Origin of the sequence: Campylobacter concisus (genome assembly GCF_902460845.1) — a bacterium.
Taxonomy (GTDB): domain Bacteria; phylum Campylobacterota; class Campylobacteria; order Campylobacterales; family Campylobacteraceae; genus Campylobacter_A; species Campylobacter_A concisus_X.
The window spans coordinates 95,873-115,814 of sequence record NZ_CABPVS010000003.1 but is presented as its reverse complement, the minus strand read 5'-3'; the positions used below and the strand labels follow the sequence as shown (position 1 = coordinate 115,814).

At 36.0% G+C, this 19,942-nt stretch carries 19 protein-coding genes; 11 read left to right on the top strand and 8 right to left on the bottom strand.

Translation table 11 applies throughout. The features are described from left to right. Positions 1 to 4: 4 nt before the first annotated feature. The 4 genes from F3H00_RS03700 to F3H00_RS03685 all read right to left on the bottom strand — a co-directional run bounded on the left by F3H00_RS03700 (position 5) and on the right by F3H00_RS03685 (position 3,226). Positions 5 to 1,852, bottom strand: a complete 1,848-nt coding sequence (locus F3H00_RS03700; RefSeq protein ID WP_149703709.1) for a TonB-dependent receptor domain-containing protein — start codon at positions 1,850 to 1,852, stop codon at positions 5 to 7. 243 nt (positions 1,853 to 2,095) lie between these two features. After that, on the bottom strand, positions 2,096 to 2,557 hold the full coding sequence (locus tag F3H00_RS03695) for a molybdate transport repressor (RefSeq protein ID WP_087576576.1): 462 nt from the start codon (positions 2,555 to 2,557) through the stop codon (positions 2,096 to 2,098). Positions 2,558 to 2,568: 11 nt separating this feature from the next. Next, on the bottom strand, positions 2,569 to 3,003 hold the full coding sequence (locus tag F3H00_RS03690) for a molybdopterin synthase catalytic subunit (RefSeq protein WP_021090672.1): 435 nt from the start codon (positions 3,001 to 3,003) through the stop codon (positions 2,569 to 2,571). A gap of 1 nt (position 3,004) precedes the next feature. Then, the gene (locus F3H00_RS03685) at positions 3,005 to 3,226 is read right to left on the bottom strand and encodes a MoaD/ThiS family protein (protein ID WP_148800409.1); all 222 of its coding nucleotides are present in this window, start codon (positions 3,224 to 3,226) and stop codon (positions 3,005 to 3,007) included. An 83-nt stretch (positions 3,227 to 3,309) separates the two neighbouring features. On the opposite strand from F3H00_RS03685, the gene nspC reads away from it, so the two are divergent. Continuing rightward, on the top strand, positions 3,310 to 4,449 hold the full coding sequence (gene nspC / locus F3H00_RS03680) for a carboxynorspermidine decarboxylase (protein WP_148800411.1): 1,140 nt from the start codon (positions 3,310 to 3,312) through the stop codon (positions 4,447 to 4,449). A gap of 78 nt (positions 4,450 to 4,527) precedes the next feature. Here the strand turns inward: nspC and F3H00_RS10505 are convergent, their stop codons facing one another. Beyond that, positions 4,528 to 4,704: a type 1 glutamine amidotransferase family protein gene (locus F3H00_RS10505; RefSeq protein WP_223155232.1), complete on the bottom strand. Its 177-nt coding sequence runs from the start codon at positions 4,702 to 4,704 to the stop codon at positions 4,528 to 4,530. Beyond that, positions 4,705 to 5,124 carry a DJ-1/PfpI family protein gene (locus tag F3H00_RS03675; RefSeq protein WP_223155231.1) on the bottom strand — a complete coding sequence of 140 codons (420 nt, stop codon included), beginning with the start codon at positions 5,122 to 5,124 and terminating at the stop codon, positions 4,705 to 4,707. A gap of 233 nt (positions 5,125 to 5,357) precedes the next feature. On the opposite strand from F3H00_RS03675, the gene F3H00_RS03670 reads away from it, so the two are divergent. The 9 genes from F3H00_RS03670 (at position 5,358) to F3H00_RS03630 (ending at position 16,139) form a co-directional block, all read left to right on the top strand. Beyond that, complete coding sequence (locus tag F3H00_RS03670) at positions 5,358 to 6,305, top strand: formate dehydrogenase subunit gamma (RefSeq protein WP_103629214.1); 948 nt, start codon at positions 5,358 to 5,360, stop codon at positions 6,303 to 6,305. A 150-nt stretch (positions 6,306 to 6,455) separates the two neighbouring features. After that, positions 6,456 to 7,055 carry a sulfurtransferase-like selenium metabolism protein YedF gene (gene yedF / locus F3H00_RS03665; protein ID WP_148800413.1) on the top strand — a complete coding sequence of 200 codons (600 nt, stop codon included), beginning with the start codon at positions 6,456 to 6,458 and terminating at the stop codon, positions 7,053 to 7,055. After that, positions 7,052 to 8,074, top strand: a complete 1,023-nt coding sequence (gene selD, locus F3H00_RS03660; protein ID WP_410369062.1) for a selenide, water dikinase SelD — start codon at positions 7,052 to 7,054, stop codon at positions 8,072 to 8,074. The genes yedF and selD overlap by 4 nt, the downstream gene beginning before the upstream one ends. Positions 8,075 to 8,167: 93 nt before the next feature. Further along, positions 8,168 to 8,797, top strand: coding sequence for an NAD(P)H-dependent oxidoreductase (locus F3H00_RS03655; RefSeq protein ID WP_148800415.1), 630 nt, complete (start codon positions 8,168 to 8,170; stop codon positions 8,795 to 8,797). A gap of 146 nt (positions 8,798 to 8,943) precedes the next feature. Further along, positions 8,944 to 13,038, top strand: a complete 4,095-nt coding sequence (locus F3H00_RS03650; RefSeq protein ID WP_149703708.1) for a diguanylate cyclase domain-containing protein — start codon at positions 8,944 to 8,946, stop codon at positions 13,036 to 13,038. Further along, positions 13,038 to 13,904 (top strand): ATP phosphoribosyltransferase regulatory subunit, encoded by an 867-nt coding sequence (locus tag F3H00_RS03645; protein ID WP_148800419.1) that lies wholly within the window; start codon positions 13,038 to 13,040, stop codon positions 13,902 to 13,904. Before F3H00_RS03650 ends, F3H00_RS03645 begins: the two co-directional genes overlap by 1 nt. Before the next feature lie 2 nt (positions 13,905 to 13,906). After that, positions 13,907 to 15,157, top strand: coding sequence for an adenylosuccinate synthase (locus tag F3H00_RS03640; RefSeq protein ID WP_148800421.1), 1,251 nt, complete (start codon positions 13,907 to 13,909; stop codon positions 15,155 to 15,157). Next, positions 15,154 to 15,576, top strand: a complete 423-nt coding sequence (locus F3H00_RS03635; RefSeq protein ID WP_149703707.1) for a flagellar export protein FliJ — start codon at positions 15,154 to 15,156, stop codon at positions 15,574 to 15,576. The genes F3H00_RS03640 and F3H00_RS03635 overlap by 4 nt, the downstream gene beginning before the upstream one ends. Continuing rightward, entirely contained in the window at positions 15,576 to 16,139 is a 564-nt protein-coding gene (locus F3H00_RS03630; protein WP_148800425.1) for a MotE family protein, read from the top strand. The genes F3H00_RS03635 and F3H00_RS03630 overlap by 1 nt, the downstream gene beginning before the upstream one ends. Before the next feature lie 120 nt (positions 16,140 to 16,259). Here F3H00_RS03630 and F3H00_RS03625 read toward each other — a convergent pair whose 3' ends face one another. Further along, positions 16,260 to 17,261, bottom strand: coding sequence for a TerC/Alx family metal homeostasis membrane protein (locus F3H00_RS03625; protein ID WP_148800427.1), 1,002 nt, complete (start codon positions 17,259 to 17,261; stop codon positions 16,260 to 16,262). Between the two features lie 17 nt (positions 17,262 to 17,278). Continuing rightward, positions 17,279 to 18,478, bottom strand: coding sequence for a molybdopterin molybdotransferase MoeA (locus F3H00_RS03620; RefSeq protein WP_148800429.1), 1,200 nt, complete (start codon positions 18,476 to 18,478; stop codon positions 17,279 to 17,281). Positions 18,479 to 18,613: 135 nt separating this feature from the next. Between F3H00_RS03620 and yedE the strand changes: the two genes are divergently transcribed. After that, positions 18,614 to 19,672 (top strand): YedE family putative selenium transporter, encoded by a 1,059-nt coding sequence (gene yedE, locus F3H00_RS03615; RefSeq protein ID WP_148800430.1) that lies wholly within the window; start codon positions 18,614 to 18,616, stop codon positions 19,670 to 19,672. Positions 19,673 to 19,942 lie beyond the last annotated feature (270 nt).

The following is a 19,942-nucleotide window of genomic DNA, read 5'->3' as shown; positions in this document are numbered from 1 at the left end:
TCCTTTAAAAACTGCTGTGAAAGCTAATGAAAAATGTCCTGCCAGGGGCATGAACGACTACTGGATCAAGTGCTGCTACGTGATCACCGCTGATAAATTCCGCATAATCTTTATTAAATAAATTTGCTACGCCAAATCTTATGCCAACTTTGTTTTTAAACTCTACGCCACCATAAAGATCGAGCAAGCCAAATCCTTTTGCCGCCTCTTTTTTATCGATGCCTAAGCCATTTTGCTTGCTAAAATCACCTCTAGTTTGCTTTGAAACTAGTCTTAGTGCAGTGCCTAGGTTGTAGCTACCAAAACTTGCATAGTCTTTGTAGTCAAATGCAAAATTTGCCTCAAAAGGCCTTATTTGATAAAGTGGCCTGCCATCGGTTTTATTTTGTCCATAGTTGTAGTAAAGTGAGCTTTTTAAGCCAAAGTGCCTTGCAAAGCTATATTCTGTATTGAAATTTACACTATAAAGCGTTGCGTCAACGTTTCTTGAGATGACAGCATTTTTGTTTAGTGACGTGGCAGCTTTTGAGTGTCTTCTATCAAAAATGATTAAATTTTTAACGCTATCAGCGATGAAATGTCCTCCAAAGCTAAATGCGTCTTTGTTTTGCAAAGAGTTTAGGTATTCTTTGTAAAACTCACTGCCAAATTTAAAGCCAAGAACTGCTCTATTGTGTCTTTCTGGCTCTAAATTTGGATTTGCTATCCAGCCTTTATCGCCTGCGCCATAAAGTGCGTTAAAACGCTCCATGTTGCTTGGCAAACGAGATAAACTCTCAAGTTTTGCAAAATAGATATCTTTATCGTTTGGTTTGAATTTATATTTTAAACTTGCGCTAAAAGCGTCTTTTTTGATCTTATCACTTACGTCTTCACCGTAAATTTGACGAAGTAGCCTGCGAGTGGTGCTAATTGGATTTGGTGCAAAATATTTAGTATCAAGTCCGTTGAGCTTGCTTTTTTGATCTTCATATTTTAAAGCAAGAGAAGCTTCGTTTGCCTCATTGAATTTATAAGCAAGTGTGTCAAAGAGCATAAATTTATCATTTCTAACATCGGCAAATCTGTATCCGTTAAAGACCCAGTTGTTGCCTTGTTTCATGTATCTTTTGCCGTCATGTTTATCTTTTTCAAAGCCAGCGCCTATTTGATTGTGAAAGCTTGCAAAGTCAGCGTCATATTTTAGATTTGTCTCAAATATATTTCTCTTTAAATCCACTTTTACATTTTGATTGGCATCTCTTAGATGAAAATTATCAGCTTTTCGCTCAACTTTTTTTAGGACAAATTCAAAATTTAGCGTATTTGAAAGATCTTCTTCGCCTAATCTAATATTTAGCTTGCCAACTTTTCTTGTCGTTTTAAAAGCGTCCATCTCGTGCTCTGGCTGCTTGTCTTTATCGATATTATCCCTTAAAAACGTAAGCCTAAGCTCGCTAAGATCATTTGGTACGAAACCTAAGATAGCGCTTTGGCCTTGCCTATTGTAGCCATAGTCCCATCTTTTGCCACTGCCATCTTTATAGCTATTTGCTTTGGTGAAATTTGCGTTTAAAATCGTATAAAAATTTGCGCCGCGATATTTAAAAAGCGATGAGTTGTAAAAGCTTTTGCCATACATTCCAGCTGAGATATGAAACATATCAGCTGAGTTATCAAGTAAATTTGTAACAAATGGGTATTCGCCTCTTTGAGTGCGGTCAAACTGATTTTCTACAAAGGCGCTTTGTGCAACGTTTGGCGTAATGACTGGTGGCGGAGCAAATTCTCTAATAGGCTTTATAATGTCTAAATTTGCTTCATTTGCTAGAAGCAGTGATGAAAGAACTGCTAGGCTTAAAATGGGCCTCATGTAAACTCCTTTTTAAAGATATAATTATGATTTCTTTTATCATAATTATAGTAGCAAAACCCTTTATAAAAGTTGATGTAAGTCATCCTTTAAATTTTTAATCCATAATTACGAGTCTATTGTAGATAAAATGCTTAATTTTATTTTTGCAAGAGTAGCTAAATGGTGTAAATTTAATGTGAAAAAATGTATAAAATTTTGATAATTGTTATATAAAAATTTTTAGATCATAGGTTGATTTAATTATGCTCTAAAATTATTAAGCCTATCTCTTAGCTCTTTTGAAATGGTAAATTTCGAGAGTTCGTATTTATCAAAAATGATGATCAAATCATCACCTAGTGGTTGCACTAACCCAAAGCAAGCATCTCTATCAAGACGGTTTTTCTTAAATTTTACGCTTAAAGTTTCGACTTTTTTCTTATCGCCAAAACTCTTAATGGCGATTTCGTCGATATCTTTAAAGTAAAATTTTATACTTTTTGAGCCTTTTGTGATAATAAATCCATCATCTTCAATACGTAAAAAGTTGTTTTGAAAAATTTTTCTAACACAAAAGAACGCTGAGAGAGCGCCAATGATGATGCCAAAGAGAGACGCTGTGCCAAGAGCTAGATAAAAGTAGCCAATGATGCTAAATATAAAAAGTCCAAGCCCAAATGCAAGCGCCCAAAAAACATCTTTTTTACTCTCTTTTGTTATCATCACTTTTCCTTTTAAGCTAAAATTCCAGCACCATTTATCGCTTGGCTGCGCTCTTTTGCATAAATTCTCTCGCCGTTTATGACGTCATATTTCCAGATCGGTGCATTGGCCTTAAAGTCCTCGACAAATTCGTTTATGAGCCTTAGCGCAACCTTTCTTTGAGGGCTTACTACACCTGCTACATATGAGCTCGTATGTACTGCCACGTCGCCTTTTGAATGAGCAAAGAGCACGTAGGCATTTTCTTTTTTGGCTCGCTCTTCCCAGGCATCTAGCCATTTTTTAAGTATTGGCTCATAGATATCAAAGCTAAGCGCCGAAATGCCACCTTCTTCTCTTACGATTCCAACAAAAGTGATGAGCGCACCGCAGTTTTTATCCTTAAAGCGTTCATACCACTCGTTTGTGATGCTTTGAACATCCAAACTTCCATTATAAATTTGCATCTTAGCCCCCACAAACTGGTGGCAAAATAGAAATTTTATCGCCTGATTTAAGAGCGAAATTTATATCGCTTACGATCTCGTCATTTACGGCAACCGCACAGATATTTAGCCATTTTTTAAGCTCTTCTTTCTCGCTTAAAGCCTCTTTTACTTCACCTAAATTTTTTGCCTCTACTTTTATACTTTCAAGTCCGATAGGCCCAAGAAATTCGATCTCTACCACATTTTATCCTTTGAAATTTTTGCTGATTTTACTTAAAAATAAATTTAGATATACTTATTTAAAAATTTAAAAAGCGAGAAAAAATGAACGAAATTTTAAAAAGTATAAAAACCCCAGCCTACGTCTGCGAAGAGGCAAAAGTACGTAAAAATTTAGAGCTTTTAAAATATGTCAAAGAGCAAAGCGGAGCTAAAATTTTAGTAGCACTTAAGGGCTTTGCATTTAGCGGAGTGATGGACATGGTGGGCTCTTATCTTGACGGTGCGACTTGCAGTGGGCTTCATGAGGCAAAATTTGCAAACGAATACGTAAAAGGCGAGATTCATACTTATAGTCCAGCCTTTAAGGACGAGGATTTTGATGAAATTTTAAAAATTTCAAAGCACATTACATTTAACTCTTTTGCGCAGTGGCAAAAATTCAAGGGTATTGCCCTGCAAAACGGCATCATCTGCGGCTTAAGAGTCAATCCAGAGGTCTCGCTAGCCCCAACTGACAGCTACAATCCATGCGGTAAATTTAGCAGGCTTGGCATTACAAGGGCAAATTTTAAGCCTGAGCTTCTTGATGGCATTAGTGGGCTTCATTTTCACGCACTTTGCGAGGAGAGTGCGAGCAGCTTGCAGATCGTACTGGAGGCATTTGAAGAGAAATTTGGTGAGTTTATACCAAAGATGAAGTGGATAAATATGGGTGGCGGTCACCACATTACGAGGGCTGATTATGACGTGGAGCTGCTTATAAATATCATTAGGCGCTTCCGCGAGAAATATGGCGTTGAGGTCTATCTGGAGCCTGGCGAGGCAGTTGGCTGGCAAACTGGCTTTTTGATAAGTAGCGTGCTTGACATCGTGCATAACGAGAAAGACATCGCTATCCTTGACACATCAGCCGAGGCGCATATGCCTGATACTGTGCTCATGCCGTATCGTCCAGCCGTTAGAGGTGAGAGTGAAAATGGTAAATTTACTTATAGATTTGGCGGTAATACCTGCCTAGCTGGCGATATAGTAGGGCTTGAAGCGGGCGATGCGGAGTATAAATTTGATAGCGAGCTAAAAATCGGCGACCGAGTCATCTTTGAAGATCAAATCCATTATACGATCGTGAAAAACACGACATTTAACGGCATAAAGCTGCCTGATCTACTGCTTTTAAAAGAAAATGGTGAGATAAAGATGATTAGAGAGCTAGACTATGAAGAATATAGGCGTAGAAACTAATAGCTGGCCTTGCGGCTAGTTTCTGACTGTTAAATACTAAAAGCTCATTTGTATTTATATCTATAAAATTTTTACAGATCAGTATCCATAAATTTTGGCAAAATTATCTATCTTTGCACTCTTTTGCCAGTTGTATTCAGTTTCATTTGCGATCTTTTGGGCTAGCTCCTTGCCAAAATAATCGCTGATAAAGCCAAGCACCATATCCATGCCAGCAGCTACGCATAAAGCTGTGTAGAACTTACCTGTCCTCACTCACCTAGCGCGCTCTTGCCACTTTACTGCTAAGCCGCAACTTTTTACCCACTCAAGCGATCTTTTATTTGAGGTAGCTTTTAGTCCGTTAAGCTCTCCTGTGCGAGCGATGAGCGCCGAACCTGTGCATACGCTTAGGCAAAATTTGGATGCCAAAACGCACTCTTTAAGTCTCAAAATAAACTCACTATCATTTACAAGTGCCCTTGTGCCTTGACCACCAGGGAGTAGCAAAATGCTCTCTTTTGGCATCTTGTTAAGTTTTTTTGTTTTTATCAAAAAGCCTTGCTTGCTTCTTTTCATCCCACCATCAAACGAGACATAATTAATGTTAATTTCAGGTACCCTTGCCAAAAACTCCACCGGCCCCATTAGATCAAGCGTCTCATAGTCATCAAAGATAAGGCAAAAAAGATCCATAGCACAGTCCTTTTTAACTAAAATTTGGCTTTATTTTAGCTAAATTTTCAGATCAAAAACGATAAAAATTAACAAAACTTAAATATTTTTTATAAAATTTTTAGTAATCTTTTTTGCTAAGGTTTGCTTGTGATTAGCTCTGATATAATAGCGACCAAAATAGCGTAGCTATGCGATTTAACGTATTTAACCAATACTTAAATTGTTTAAGCTCAAACTCATAAAGGACTACAATGACGAGAATTCTTACTCTACTTTTTACATTGTCTGTTGCGGCAATGGCCATTGAGGGACCAACTGGCGTCAATCAATTTGACAGCACCATTTGGGCAGCACAGAGGATAGAAAATATCAAGCCTTACGAACATAGCTGGGGTCCGATATTTACTTTTATCCAAGGTAATGATTATTTTGCAATAGCAGCACTTTCTATCATTTTGGCTGTTATTGGAGCATTTGCATTACACTTTTTAATCATTGGACCAAAACATTTTAGTCATGATGGTAAAAAGGTATTTGCTTTTTCATTGATCATACGTATAGCTCATGGTTTGGCAGCTATCTCATGGATCATTTTAGTGCCAACTGGTATCATCATTATGTGGGGTGCAGAGCTTGGCGGTGGAACATTTGTGCGTTTCTGTAGATATTTGCACGATATAGCAACTGTGATCTTTGCTGTTTCTGTGCTTCCTATGTTATTTACCTGGACAAAGAGAATGCTTCCGGCAATTTATGATATCAGATGGATGATGATAGTTGGTGGCTATTTATCAAAGAAAAAGAGACCTGTTCCGGCTGGTAAATTTAATGCTGGTCAAAAAGCATGGTACTGGATCGCTATCCCTGGTGGTATCGTTATGATAATTACTGGCGCGATTATGTATTTCTTAGACTTCAAAGAGCCAGCAGTTGCTTCTTGGTTTGGTCTTACACAAATTGATCTTTTAAGATACAGCGTAATTATCCATAACTGTCTTGGCATCGCATGTGCAGTATTTTTCTTAGTTCATATTTATATGGCAGCTATTGCTATTCATGGTGCTATTTGGTCGATGATTACTGGATATAAAGAGGAAGAAGAAGTTTATGTTCTTCATCACTACTGGTATCAAGAGCTCGTTAGAGAGAATAAAATTCCAGTATCTGATTATGAAAAGTCTTATACAAATTTAAAATAATTAACTTTACTCTGACCTTGCTAGTAAGCGAGGTCAAAGCTCTCTTTTATCTCAAATTTATACATTAAAATTTTTAAAATAATTAATATTTTTTTGGCTATAATCCAAACTAGTTTCAAGGTTTGAAATACTAATTGCAAAAGGAAAATCATGACAACAATTGATTGTAGAAATTTAGAATGTCCAAAACCAGTCATAATGACAAAAAATGCACTTGATGGTTTAAGCGAAGGCAAAAGCTTAGAAATTTTGGTAAATGCACTAGCCCCAAAAGAAAATATTTCAAGATTTTTAAAAAATCAAAATATAAACTTTAGCCTAGAAAGCAATGGCAACGAAACTAAAATTTTAGCTACAAAAGGTAAAAATGCGCTTGAGCTTACAAATTTTGATGAGTTTGTCTGCGACATAACACCAAAAAATAATAAAGTACTCTATCTGAATGAAGAGCGCGCGGGAAGTGGCGAAGTAGGAATAAATTTACTATCAAAATTCCTAGGAGCATTTCTTCAAGTTGAGAAAAAACCAAAGATAATAATCTGCGTAAATAACGCTGTAAAGATGACAACAAACCGCTCACACCCAAGCTTTAAGCCGCTTAAAGATCTTGAAGCTGCTGGTGTTAAAATTTTAAGCTGTGGAAGCTGCTTGGAGGCTTATAAGCTAGTAAGTGATCTTGCGATTGGCGAAATTTCAAATGCTTATGAGATCATCGACATACTCTCAACTCACGAGCAAATCAAATTATGATCTACCACGACAAAAAGCTTACGCAGTTCGTTAGAGCCGCTGGTTGAGCTGCTAAGCTTGACCCGTCGGGTCTAAACAAAACGATTAGTAGTTTAAATTTATCTCATCCAAATCTGCTCTCAAGCACCAATTCTAATGAGGATGCGAGTGTCTTTAAAATTTCAAGTGATCTTGCACTTGTTCAAACGCTTGATTTTATAACGCCTGTGGTAAATGATCCATTTATTTACGGTCAAATCGCTGCTGCAAATAGCCTAAGCGACGTCTTTGCAATGGGTGGCGAGGTGATAAATGCTCTAAATATCGTAGGCTTTGATAGCTGCAACTTGGCACCTGAAATTTTAGGCGAAATTTTACAAGGTGGAGCCGATAAAGTAAAAGAGTGTGGCGGTATAATCGTTGGCGGACATACGATCGAGACACAGCAGATGTATTATGGGCTTAGCGTCACTGGAAGGGTGCATCCTGATAAATTTTGGGCAAATAATACAGCCATAAATGGCAATGTTTTGATACTTACAAAGCCCCTTGGAAGCGGCATTTTAAGCACAGCAATAAAGGCTGATTTATTAAGCATGGAGCAGATAAAAGAGGCTGCAACTATCATGGCACAGCTAAATTTTTATGCATTAAAGGCACTTGATGGTATCAAAGTTTACGGTGCTACTGATGTGACTGGATTTGGCTTTTTAGGGCATTTAAGCGAAATGCTAAATGAAAAGATCAGTTTTGAAATTTATGAAAAAAACGTGCCAATCATTGCAAGCGCAAAGGAATTTGCCGATATGGGTATCATTCCAGAAGGAAGCTATAAAAACCGCGAATTTGCAAAGCATTTTGTAGACAAAGAAGCTGACATTTTACTATTTGACGCACAAACTTCTGGTGGACTTTTGCTTGCAGTTGGTGAAAAGGACGCGATGCTTGCAGTAAAACGCTTAAAAGAAGTAGGCTATGAGCACTCAGCTATCGTTGGCTCTGCGGTGCCAAAGAGCGAGTTTGGTATATTTTTAAGATAAATTTTTAAAAATAGCATGCTATCTCATTGCGTTAGTGAAATCTTTTAATTTACTTAACCATTCTATAATTTCAAAAACTATAAAGGAGAGATGATGAATTATCTTGAAATTTTAAAATTTCGTCATGCTTGCAAGGTTTTTGACAAAAGTAAAAAAATCGGTGCTGGAGAGTTTGATTTTATACTAGAGGCTGGTAGGTTAAGTCCCAGCTCAACCGGCCTTGAGCAGTGGGATATCTTAGTCGTTCAAAATAAAGAGCTTAGAGAAAAAATAAAAGCTCTTTCATGGAATCAAGCACAAATCACATCTTGCTCGCATTTAGTTGTCGTTTTAGCTAAGATCAAAGAGGTGAAATTTGGAAGCACATATGTTAATAAAATGATCGCTAGAAATACCAATAAAGATCCTGAAGCAATTGCTGCAAGGCAAAAATTTTATCACGACTTTTTGCTAGCAAATTTTAAAAATGATGATGAGCTAACATTTCAGTGGTCACATGAGCAGTGCATGATAATTGCCACAAATATGATGAATGCAGCCGCGAGTTTGGGCATTGATAGTTGTCCGATAGAAGGCTTTGACAGATACGCTTTAAATGAACTTTTGGGGCTTGATGAGAGCTTTCAAAGAGTGGCTATCATGGTGCCATTTGGCTACCGCCTAAATCCACAACCAAAAAAACTTCGTAGAGAAATTTCTGATATCGTTACTTGGATCTATTAAGATATTTGAGCCAAAATTTTAAATAAATTTTTGGCTCAATTTTAAAAAATCAATAAATTCTAAATAAATACTTACCTTTATAAACCCAAATCAAGTAAAAATGGGATAAAATCAGAGCCAAAACCTAAACTAACGAGGTGCCTATCGTGTTTGATAAACAAAAAACCAGCCTTCAAATAGTAAAAATGTTTTATACAAAGGCTATTTTACTTCTACTCTCATTTATATTTTTAGCATTATTTGTAGTTTGTGCCGGTACGAACGATATAAAATATGATCTTAGCTCAACTAATTCAAATATAAAATCATCAATCTCAAATAGCTTTTTTATAATAAAAAACGATCTATTTTTAAAATCAAAAATGGTTGAAGCAGGCCTTAGTGATATGCTATTTGATAAAAATTCAACAAAAAACGATCTTTATATAGCTTTTTATGTTTTTGATAAAAATAGAAATTTACTCTATTCAAAGAGATTTTTAGGTGCTGATGACATAGCCGAAAAGGATCTATCTTGGCTTAGTTTAAACGAGACAGATGCTGGGAAATTTAAAGTATCAGATCGAGTTTATAAAAACAGTCGTTTTAGAGGCATTTATGCATCTTATGGACTAAAAAATGGAGGCAGCATTTTAGTTCAAATTGATATAAAATTTTTGCAAAACTACACTAATGTAGATTACGATGAGAAAACCAAAACTTATGCTTATTTGGTAGATAAATATGGAAATTTATCAAGAGATGAGTTTTATAAAAAATTTGATGAATCGATGTTTTTGCCTTATGTGAGTCTTGGCGACGAGTTTAAAGAGGATAAAATAATATTTTCTTTAAGTCATATGGGCTTTTATCTCATAAGCTATATGCCAGAGTATAAAATTTTTGTTATTACCGCTTCAACGAAGCATTTTCATATCTTTATGCAGTTTGTGTTATTTTGGCTATCGATCTTTTGTTTTATATCTTCTTTAATTTTATGGGTTAGAGATGTAAAATTTGTAAAAAATAGAATAATGCCAGCTTTAAAAGAGGTAAGAGATACTTTAGATGGTGATGAATACGAGATAAAACGAAGCCTTAATGTAACAGAATTTGAAGATATAAAAAATGGAATAAACAAGCTAAAGATAGAAACCAAAAAAGCAACTGATGGGCTAGAAGAATACAAAAGTAGATTTGGCTATATTTTTGAGCAAAGCTTTTTGAAAATAGTGGTTTATGATGCTTATAGCGGCGATATTATTGATGCTAGTAATGCATTTTTATCTTCTGTTGGCTACACAAAAGATGAGATTATAGAGCTAAATTTAAATGATTTAATAGATGACGATTTTGCATTGTTTATGCAAATGAAACAAGATGCTCAAAATAGCGATATGAGTTTTAAAATCAAGCTAAAAACAAAAGATGGCGGCACTAAAGAGGGATTTTTACAAGAGTCGCAGATTGAACTAAGGGATTCTAGGCTAAATTTTATGCTTATACACGAGCTTGATGATGGAAAATTTACGAAAAAGGATAACGAAGCAATAAATGATTATTCGTTTTTATCGCCAAATGTAATAGCAGAAGCTTTAAGCAGCGATCCATTTTCTATAGTAAGAAGTACGCAAAATATCGATAGTGTCTTTAAAGTCCCGCAAGATAAGAAGCTTATAAATTTAAAAGATCTAATAAGCCCTGAAAGTTTAGATGAGTTTGCTGTAAATGTTTCTAATGAATCTAAAAAATTCTTTGAAAAAGGCGGCAAAAATAGCGAAATAAATCTCATAGCCAATATGCAAACAAATGAAAACAACAAAACGCCATTTAAGATAAAAGTAAAATTTATAGATAATGGTGCTGATAAAGAGCGAAAGATCATCTACTTTTTTAATGACTTAAGTGATATAGCGAAGTTGCAAGAAAAATATGATGCTGAATTAAAATATTTTCAAAGCATACTTTGGGCAAGCCAAGCGCTTGTCTTTTCATGGGATAAAAAAAGCGACACCCTTTATATCCCAAATGCTATCGCCAAGTCGCTCGGATATGCATTAAATGGGGATATGAGTATAAATTTTGAACGTGCAAAAACTATATTTGTAGATGAATTTGTAAGCTTTAAGGACTTTTTTGACCTTATAAAAAAAGGTGAAGTATATGATGGCGAAGTGCGTTTTTATAGGGCTGATAAAGAGATTATTTATGTAAGGATTAGAGCAAAAGCAATAGCCTTTTATGATGGTGAAGTAAGCGTCATAAAGGGCACAATGCAAGATCTTAGTGTGCAAAATAGCTTTTTTTCTTATCAAGACCTTTTAGCAAAAATTTTCTCATACGCAAAAGAGCAAATTATTATGCTTGATGATGAGTTTAGGATCATAGATGCTAATGATGCTTTTTTCGATACGCTTAACATTTCTAGAGATAAAAATTTTATAGAGAAAATTTACTCAAAAGATATAATAAATTTTAAAAACGGACTAAAAGATATTAAAGATGAAATTTTAAATTCACTTAAAATAACTGGCTTTTGGCAAGGTCTTATTCATGATGTTCGAAGCAAAAATAGACTCGAAGTCATAAGCATAAGCAAGCTTTTAAACGCGTTTGGCGATCAAGAGGGATATATATTGTTAGCTTCAAACGCAAATGATGATTGCTACAATAAAGAGTACCTCGAATTTATCGCATATCACGATACGCTGACTGGACTACCAAATAGATTTTTACTTTTTAATAAGCTAGAAAATCTACTAAAACAAGCGAAAAAAAGCTTAAAAATAGCAGCATTTTATGTTGATTTTGATAATTTTAAATCGATAAATGACGGATATGGACATCAAGTAGGCGATAAAATCCTAATAGAAATTTCAAAAAAAATAGATGAAATTTTTCCAAAACAAGGGATATTTGCAAGAATAGGCGGAGACGAGTTTATAGGTGCTATGCCTTATGAAAATTTGGGAGAAATTTACGAAACTGCTGAAAACATCTTAAGAGTGGGTCAGAGTAAAATTTCTATTGATGATGATGAGAAAAAACTTAGCGTAAGTATTGGTATTAGCTTAAGTAGCGATGCACTTAGTGTTGATGATCTAATTGAAAGAGCCGATTGGGCTATGTATCAAGCAAAGCTTAATGGAAAAAATAAATATTATTTATTTAATTCAAAAAAAGATACGTACTTTAAAAATGAATATAGGGATGACTCAAAGATCATTGAAGCTATCGATGCTGGCGAGATGTTCTTACTATATCAGCCTGAGATTGATATAAAAAGCGGGGAAGTTAGTAGCTTTGAGGCATTTATTAGATGGAAAAATGGCGATAAGATATTAAGGCCATCAGATTTCTTACCACTTGCAAAAGGCTCAAAAGCAGTTGTTGCTATTGCACTATTTACACTAAAAGATGCTTTAAAAGCTAGGGCTGTATGGCTAAAAGAGGGAATAAATGCAAAAGTTAGAGTAAATTTATGCATTAAAAAGCTAATGACATCTGAGTTTTTTGAGAAATTTAAAAAGCTTTTAGAATATGAGCAGTTAGACGCCAATGGGCTAATCATAGATATCGTCGACTCCGCAAGTGGCGTAAATTTAGATGATGTTGTTAGATATATCGATGCTTATAAGGAGCTAGGCGTTAGCTTTTCGCTTGATGATTTTGCGTCTTATTCGGGCTCAGTAGAAGCGTTAGGTATGTTAAAAACAAATAGATTTAATATAGATAAAAGATTTTGCAAACAAATTTTTGACTCAGTAGAAGCGCTAAAGACCATACGCATGATAAAGTATGTATCAGATACATTTGATTTTGATGTCATGATAAAAAATTTAGAAGATAAAAGCATGCTTGAAATTTTTGTCGGATTTGGCTTTAGTAGATTTCAAGGACGGCTTTTTGCGCCAGAGCTTAGCCTGGATGATGTGCTCAAATTTAAATTTGCTCTATCATCTCCGCTAAATGTAAGAAATTTTCAAGATGATGAGAACTACAATATGCTTTGCAAAATAGTAGGTGCAAAAGAGCTTATGACTCGTTTGATAAATTTGCTTAAATGCGATGAAAAAGTAAGCGAAAAATTAAAAGGCGAAATAGCAGATCAAGTAGATGATATCAGAATAATAAATGAAAAATTAGCTGAAATTTTAGATACGATCCTTATAAAAATAGACAAAGAGAACGTAATAAATTTAGCTAATGAGGCAATTTTGTTATGCGACAATGATCTAAATTTGAGTGGAGCGAATAAATAATGAATGAAAATGCTTTAAATGTTTATGAGCACGAAATCCCAAATGGAAGCAAGCTATACTTTGCCAGTAGCGCAAAGCTAAAGAGGCAGATCGAGCAAAAAGCTAGTGAAATTTTAGAAAATGAAGGCTTTAGCGAGATCGTAACGCCATTTTTCTCATATCACCAGCATTTAAGTGTAGATGCGACAAATCTTTTGCGTTTTAGCGATAGTCTAAATCACGAAATAAGTCTAAGAGCTGATAGCACGGTAGATACTGTAAGGATCGTGCTTAGAAGGCTAAAAGCAAACGAATCAAAAAGATGGTTTTATATCCAGCCAGTCTTTCGCTATCCAAGCCAAGAAATTTATCAAATCGGAGCCGAACTAATCGGTGAAAATGATGTTTTAAAAAGCATAAATATCGTAGCAAAGCTTATTGATGAGCTAAAAATGGATACATTTTTACAAGTGAGTAATATGCAAATTCCAAGGGTGATTTGTGAAATTTTGAGTGTGCCTATTGAGATTTTTGAAAATGGACAAATGGAAAAAATTTTATCTCAAAATGTTCCATGGCTAAGCGCTCTTGCTCTTTTAAAATCAGTTAGCGAGCTGGATGAGATAATAAAAATATCTCCAAGTAAACTAAAAGAACCGCTTGAAAATTTGAGGAATTTAGCCAGCGCTTTAGAATATAAAAATTTAAGAATAGTTCCGCTATATTACTCAAAAATGAGATATTACGATAGTCTATTTTTTAGATTTTTAAGAAATAACAGCATAATAGCAAGTGGCGGTAGCTACGAAATAGACGGAAAAATAAATAGTGGTTTTGCTGTTTATACAGATGCATTGATAGAAGAAAAAATTAATTTAAGGAAGTAAGAATGAGAAAGGCTGATTTAGTAGTTGGAGTTCAATGGGGTGATGAGGGCAAAGGCAAGATAGTTGATATGCTAGGACTAAACTATGACATGATCTGTCGCTCACAAGGCGGCCATAATGCCGGCCATACGATCTGGGTTGATGGCGTTAGATACGCGCTTCATCTTGTTCCAAGCGGAATTTTGCATAAAAATATCATAAATATTATTGGCAATGGTGTTGTTGTTTGCCCAGAAGTATTAATCACTGAAATGGCTCAGTTTGAAAATTTAGAGGGAAGGCTTTATATTAGCGATAAAGCACATTTAAATCTAAGCTACCATAGCCAAATCGATCAAGCAAAAGAGAGACTAAAAGGCGAAAAAGCAATCGGTACGACTGGCAAAGGCATTGGACCAACTTATGCTGATAAAATAAGTAGAAGTGGTCACAGAGTAGGCGAACTACTTGAGCCGGAGCGTTTGTGCGATGCCTTGATGCATGATTTTGAGACAAACAAATGCGTATTTGACGCACTTGGTGTAAAAATTCCTAATGAGAATGAATTGCTTGAAGAGCTAAAAAGATATAAAGAGGTTTTGGCTCCATTTATCGCAAATACTACAAACCTAGTATGGAAGGCACTTGATGAAAATAAAAAGGTATTACTTGAAGGCGCTCAGGGCACGCTTTTAGATATCGACCATGGCACATATCCATACGTAACTAGCTCAAATACCATAAGCGCAGGTGCTTGTACAGGGCTTGGACTAAATCCAAAAGAAATCGGTGAAGTAATAGGTGTTATAAAAGCTTACACAACTCGTGTAGGTTTTGGTCCTTTCCCAACAGAAGATAAGGGTGTAAATGGCGATAAGATGTGCGATATTGGTAAGGAATTTGGCACAACAACAGGTCGCCGTAGACGTTGTGGTTGGTTTGATGCTGTGAGTGTAAAATACGCATCAAGGCTTGACGGTGTCGATACTTATGCACTTATGAAGCTTGATGTTCTTGATGGATTTGAGGTGGTAAAAATTTGCAAAGCTTATCAATATAACGGTGAAACTATCGATTATATGCCGACAGATCTTGAAAATGCAACTCCTATCTATGAAGAACTTGCAGGCTGGGATAGTGTAAAAGGTATAAGCAAATATGAAGATCTGCCAGCAAATGCAAGAGCTTATATCGAGAGAATAGAAGAGCTAACTGGCGTAAAGATCGGCTACATCTCAACAAGCCCTGAAAGAAGCGATACGATCATTAGATGAAAAGCAAATTTACCTCTATCGTCCGCGTAAGAAAACAAGAGATGGATAAGGTAGAGGCAAAGCTTGCCGTTGCTAGGCTTAATGTAAGAAATTTTGAAGAAAATTTAGTACATTTAAGAGCAAGGCTTGAGGAGTTTTGCTTGCCAAAAAGTGGCAATATAGGTGAGCTAAAGGAAAATTTAGAGTTTATAAAGATAGCAAGGCAAGAGTTAAATGCCTGCAAAGAGAGCCTTGAAATAGCTAAAAAAGAGGTTTCGCATTACGAATATAAATATAAAAATGCAAATTTAGAGTACGAAAAGATGAAATATCTAGAAAAAGAAGAGTTTAAAAAAGAGATAAAACGTATACAAAAGGCCGAAGCACTTGCACTTGATGAGTTTGCGGTGATGAAATTTACAGCTAAGAGCGAGTTGTGATGAGAGCGGTTTTATTACTCTTAACTATTTTAAATTTTGCATTTTGTTTTGAAGTGCCAGTTGATTGTACGCAAATTTTTGAAGCTAGAAAAGAAGAAATTTCGAAGGAACTTGAGGTCATAGATGAACAGCGCCAAGCTTTAGAAGTATTTCGCGCAAGCTCGGCAGCAGCCTATGAAGAAAACAATAAAAAGCTTGCCAAAAAAGAAGCTGACCTAAATGCGACAATGAAAGTAATCGAGCAAAAACGCAAAGAGATCGATGAAGTGGTCGCCAAAAATGAGAAAATTTTAAAAGAACTTCGCACAATGACTAGTGATAAAGTCAATGAGTCGTATTCTAAGATGAAAGATGGCGCGGCAGCTGAGGTGCTCTCTAAAATGCCTAGATCAAACGCGGCCACCATACTTTATGCTCTTGATGCCAAAAAGATATCAACTATCATGGCAAAAATGGATCCAAAAGTAGCATCTGAGATCACCACTTTGCTTCAAAAAGGGCCACCATTTGCTGATGAAAAAGGCGATATGCCAACTCCAGCCGGCAGCATAAATATACAGTAATAAATTTTTGCACAAGCAAGCAAGATTCTAAAAAATTTAGACACCAAAATATAAAGCTCTATACTTATAAATTTTTAATTTTAACCTTGCCTAACTTTAGCTTGCATACTTTTGTGGTGGCTATTTTTTAACCAAACTTGCTACGACCCCAACTCCAAGAATGGCTAGAATGATAAAAAGGCTAATTTGTGTAGAAATTTCAAAACCATGATGAAAGATATGAGCAGTCGCATTTACAGCTAGCTTTACTGCGATAAAAAATAAAAGCACGATCACAGAAATTTCTAAATACTTTAAAAAATTTTTGAGTGCTTCAAGCACAAAATAAAGCGTTCTTAGCCCAAGTATCGCAAATATCATCGCTGAATAAACAATCACAGGATCTTTGCTCATAGCAATGACAGCCGGAACGCTATCAAAAGCAAATATCACATCGCTTAGCTCAATCACGCAAAGACACAAGAATAATGGTGTTGCTATCCAAGTGGCTTTTAGCCTTAAAATTTGATCGTTAAGAGTAGTTTTTTGACTATCTGAAATTTGCTTAGAAATTTCGCTAAATTTAACAAAAAAGCTATGTCCAAAAAGCTGTGGTAAAACCGGAAAGAAGCGATAAACTGCCCTATAAGCTATGTGGTTTGAATAATCTTTTATATCCTCATCACACTTATCTTTTTTTATCATCATTACGGCACTATATGCGACTATTGCCGCAAATATTAGCTCCATCCAAGGCGAGATGGCAAAAAGCATTGTACCTACGGCTACAAAGATGAGCCTAAATATCATAGCTCCTATAACGCCAAAATAAAGCACTCTGTGGCGATAAATTTCAGGTATCTTAAACCATGAAAAAATCGCCATCATCACAAAAAGATTATCTACTGAGAGCGACTTTTCTAGCGCATATCCTGCAAAATAAAGACTTGCTATTTCACTGCCTCGCTCAAAATATAAATATATGCCAAAAAGTACCGAAACTCCTATCCAAAAAATAGACCAAATGCCAGCTTGTTTTAGTGAAATTTTCTCATCATGTTTATGAGCAAAAAGATCTATTCCAAAGGCAAGTGATGCCATTAGCAGAAAAACTATAATTGTTTGAATTTCTAATGCGTTCAACTTTTATCCTTAAAATTTTAACAAGGCATCATCAATACTTCTACTATCTCGCCTTTTTTGAGAAATTCTTTATCCATTGGGATCATTAAAAGTGCGGCTTTGTTTGTTAAATTATTTACGATCGCTGAACTGCCAAGCTTTTTGCCATTTAGATTTACAAAATTTTTTCCTTCACGATTTTCTAAATTTACAGCTGTAAATTCTAAAAATGGTGAGCGTTTTTTATAGTCTTCGTCCATTATCGCCGTGATCTTTGGCTCTTCTTGACCAAACCACGCATTTATTAGCACCCTCACGTAAAGCACACACATAACCATTGCCGAGTACGGAAATCCAGGCAGCGCAAAGATATATTTATCGCCTGACTTTGCCACTCTGATGTGACGACCCGGTTTTATGGCAGCACCTTCGATGATAAGGCTAAAATTTTCATTTAAAGCGCCTTTTACAAAGTCATAGTCCCCCATACTTATGCCACCAGTCGTCACTAATATATCAGCTGATTTTAGTGCCTTTATTATCGCTTTTTCGACAAGCTCGGCCTTGTCTCTTACGATCTCGCAAAGGACCGGCTCTGCGCCCATTTTGCGTATCTGCATAGCGATGCCTACGTGATTTGAGCTGTGAATTTGTGCTGGATTTTCTAATGGCTCGCCAAGGTCTTTTATCTCGCTACCAGTTGCAAGTATCGCCACTCTTGGACGGATAAAGACGCTTATGTGAAAGTGGCCAAGCTCTGCTAGAAGTGCGATTTCAGCGTAGCTTAGACGTGTGCCTTTTTTGATCAAAATTTCACCTTTTTTATAGCTTTCTCCTACTTCGCGCACAGCAAAACCCTTTGGCACGCTCTTTTTGATGATTATTTTTGAGCCGCTAACCTCGACGTTTTCGACTGGTACGAGCGTGTCAGTGCCTTCGCTCATTAGCGAGCCGGTGAAGGTTTTTACGCATTTACTACCCTCTATAACTATCCCTTTGTCGCTACCTGCTGGAAGGTCTGTGATGAGCTCAAGCTCGCTTAGGCCATCTCTAAAGGCAAAAGCATAGCCGTCCATCGCTGAGACTGGCTTTGCTGGGTAGTTTTCAGCAGCCACAACGTCGTAGGCGATATTTCTATCAAGTGCATCCGTGATGGCTACTTTTTCGACCTTATCCCACTCATTTATAGTATCTTTTAGAATTTTTAGGCTATCTGCGTAACTCATAAAATCTTTCATTTTTATCCCTTTTATGAAATTTTTGCATATTTTATCTACTTTGCTCTTAAAAAAATTAATCTTTGTTTTATTTAATGATTATTAAAATGTCGTTTAAGAAATCAGTTTGATTTTACCCTATACACAGGAATATTCATGAATAAAACAGTGCTTTACATCATCGCAGGTGCAAGCTTAGGCATTCTTGGCCCAGTGCTTGTTTATTTTGGCAACCCAGCAAATATGGGTGTTTGCGCGGCTTGCTTTTTAAGAGATAGTGTAGGTGCTTTTGGCTTTCATCAAGCAAAAGTAGTGCAGTATCTAAGACCTGAAATTTTAGGGCTTATCATCGGAGGCTTTTTAGCTAGCCTGCTTTGGAGTAGAAATTTCACTCCAGTATCTGGCAGTGCAGCATTTTCTAGATTTTTTCTAGGTGTGTTTGCTATGATTGGTTGCCTTATCTTTTTGGGCTGCCCTTGGAGAGCCTTTTTGCGCCTTGGCGGCGGAGATATGACTGCTATTGCTGGTTTTGTCGGTCTATTCGCCGGCGTTTTTGTTGGACGATTTTTCAAGAAAAATGGTTACGTTATACCTGAAAATGACGCCACTACAAAACCAGTTGCCTTTTTACCATTAATTATTGCTGTTTTGCTTTTAGCAGCCCTTGTTTTTGGTTTAAAGCTTGGTGATAATGGTGCATTATTTAGCTCAGAAAAAGGCCCAGGTTCAATGCATGCAAATATCTTTATCTCACTTATTTGCGCCATTGTTATTGGTGTTTTTATGCAAAGAAGCAAATTTTGTTCGGTTGGTGCGATCAGTAAAGTTTTCGAGCGTGATTTTTCAATGTTTTATGGCATCGTCTCGGTTATTGTTTTTGCAAGCATTACAAATTTAGTGTTAAATCAATACAAATTTGGCTTTGAAGGTCAGCCTATCGCTCACAATGACATTCTTTGGAACTTTCTTAGTATGACGCTCGCTGGTCTTTGCTTTAGCCTAAGTTATGGCTGCCCAGGCAAACATTTAGTGCAAATGGGAGCTGGAAATTTAAGCTCAGCTGTATTTGTTTTAGGCATGGGAGCAGGCGCTGCGATAAGCCACAACTTCATACTTGCAAGCTCAGGAGCTGGCATCACTCCTTACGCTCCATATGCCGTAGCGATCGGCTTTATCTATGCTATTTATGTCGGAGTTTTTACTAAAAAAGCATAATATAAATTTGGCTGCCTTTGCAGTCAAATTTACTCACTTTTTATATCTATCACCTCATCAAAAAGTCCAAAAAGCTCACGTTAATGTGTGATCATTGAAATACTAGCCTTAATCTTAAAATTTTTTAGCAGCAATAGTAATGCATTTTGTTTTAAGATTTGGCAAACGATAATTCTAAATCGAACTAAATTTTAACAATAAATTAGCAAAGTTTAATAAGTATCAATATAACGTAAATATTTTAAGCTATTTTGATATAGAATATCGATT